Source organism: Ruminococcus sp. RTP21359st1_H3_RTP21359_211015, from assembly GCF_040909065.1.
In the GTDB taxonomy this organism is placed as follows: Bacteria; Bacillota; Clostridia; order Oscillospirales; family Ruminococcaceae; genus Hominimerdicola; species Hominimerdicola aceti.
On sequence record NZ_JBDGDD010000086.1, the window covers coordinates 1 to 1,090 of the forward strand.

The 1,090-nt window shown below is 45.3% G+C and carries 1 protein-coding gene; it reads left to right on the forward strand.

Annotated elements, in window-relative coordinates; all coding sequences use genetic code 11:
* Window positions 1–1,038 (forward strand): transposase (locus AB5Z01_RS13780; RefSeq protein ID WP_368365627.1); only part of this gene is annotated, 1,038 nt, incomplete at its 5' end.
* Window positions 1,039–1,090: the final 52 nt, after the last annotated feature.

Genomic DNA, 1,090 nt, shown 5'->3' on the forward strand with positions numbered 1-1,090 from the left:
GAATTACGTCATGTGCTGGAACAGGTTCCCGAGCCTTCCACCAAGGAGGAAAAGACTGAGCTGAAAAAGAGACGCAAACAGCTGAAGGAGCTGGAAGAACATAGGGACAAACTCCAGGAATACGACAGTCATCTGGACACGCTGCAAGAAAGGAATTCCTATTCCAAGACGGACAAGGACGCAACTTTCATGAGAATGAAGGAGGATGCCATGCGTAACGGGCAGACGAAGCCCGGTTACAACCTTCAGATCGGCACCGAGAACCAGTTCATCACCGATTTTGCACTCTTCCCGAACCCTACGGATACACTGACCATGATCCCTTTCCTGCAATCTTTTTCAAACAGGTATGACCGGATGGCTCATACGGTGGTTGCCGATTCCGGCTATGGTTCTGAGGAGAATTACCGCTTCATGTCAGAGAACGGCATGGAAGCTTACGTCAAATATAACTATTTCCACATGGAGCAGCGGCCGAGATTCAAACCGGATCCGTTCAAGGCAGAAAACTTCTACTACAATGAAGAACATGACTTTTGCATCTGCCCTATGGGACAAAGGATGCGGAGGATAGGTACTAGACATGTGAAAACCGCATCCGGATATGTCAGCGAAAATGCCAGGTACAGAGCCGTCAGATGTGAAGGCTGTCCGCTAAGATGCCGTTGTTTTAAAGCAAAAGGAAACAGGACGATAGAACTGAATCACAGGCTCAGAAAATACAGGCAAAAAGCCAAAGAGCTGCTCTGCTCCGAGGAAGGGCTGAAACACAGAGGACAGAGATGCATAGAACCGGAAGCCGTGTTCGGACAAATGAAAAACAATATGAATTACAAACGTTTCCGCCATTTTGGAAAGGACAAGGTCTTCATGGACTTTTCCTTCTTTGCCATTGCCTTCAATATAAAAAAGATATGTGCAAAAATGGCTAAAGAAGGTATGGATTGGCTGACTGGACTGTTTTATGAGCTTACAGTAGCTATATTTAGATGCTGCGAACACATAAATCAAAGAAATCCTCAAAATATCGCAGCTTAAAAAAATGAGCCGATTTTTATAGTCAACGAAAAAAAGAAGCCGCATCGGGTAT